Annotated in this window: 1 protein-coding gene; it reads left to right on the plus strand. The window is 66.9% G+C overall.

Going from position 1 to position 1,002, the window contains the following annotated elements:
- Nucleotides 1-5 precede the first annotated feature (5 nt).
- Nucleotides 6-1,002, plus strand: a 997-nt coding sequence (locus tag GO615_RS29810; protein ID WP_343037795.1) for a TolC family protein, incomplete at its 3' end; no start/stop codon positions are given.

The raw sequence follows: 1,002 nt of genomic DNA on the forward strand, positions 1-1,002 counted from the left end.
TGGAGGTGAACGCCAACGAAGGCGTTCGCCAACAGGCGGGCGCATACCCCAATCCGGAAATTTCTTACCTTCAGGAAGATACGCAGCGCGCAACACGCACCGCGACGCTGCAACTGAACCAGCCGATCGAACTGGGTGGCAAGCGGGCGGCGCGCATGGCCGCGGCCGAGCGCGGCTACGAGATCGCCGGCGAGGATCTTGCAGCGCGGCGACTGGCGGTACGTGCGGCCGTTACTGCGGGCTATTTCGATACGCTCGCCGCGCAGGAACGCGTGCGCGTGGCAGACGAAGCCCTTGAGCTGGCTGGGCGTGCCACGCGCGCTGCGGCTTTGCGCGTGAAGGCTGGCAAGGTCGCGTCCATCGAAGAAACCAAGGCTCGGGTCGCCGAAGCCGGTGTGCAGGTGGAAGCAAATCAGGCACGCAGCGAACTGCGCAGCGCGCAAGCACGACTGGCTGCCCTGCTCGGGCAAGGCCAGCCCCGCACGTTGGCGCTCGACGGCCGTCTCGACGAACTCCCAACCGCTCCGTCACTGGAATACACGCAACGACAGGTGGAAAACTCGCCGGCGCTGCGCCGCGCGCGACTGGAGATCGAGCGCCGCATGGCCCTGACCGAGCTTGAGAAGGCGCGCCGCATCCCGGATCTCACCCTCAGCTTGGGAGCCAAGCGTGAGGAAGCGCTCGGCCGCAACCAGGCCGTCGTCGGTGTTTCGATCCCGCTCCCGCTGTTCGACCGCAACCAGGGCAATCTGCTCGAGGCGTTGAAGCGCGAGGACAAAGCCCGTGAGGAGTTGCAATCCGCTCAGCTGCAGGTCTCTGCCGATGCGCTGCAAGCCCGCGAACGGCTGGAGTCGGCCCGCATGGAGGCCGGAACCCTCGCCGCGCAGGTGCTCCCCGGTGCGCAAAGCGCCTATGAAGCGGCGGTCAAGGGATTCGAACTCGGCAAGTTCAGCTTCCTCGAGGCGCTGGACGCCCAGCGAACCCTGCTGCAAGCGCGCATGC

This window comes from Aromatoleum evansii (assembly GCF_012910805.1).
Taxonomy (GTDB): Bacteria; Pseudomonadota; Gammaproteobacteria; order Burkholderiales; family Rhodocyclaceae; genus Aromatoleum; species Aromatoleum evansii.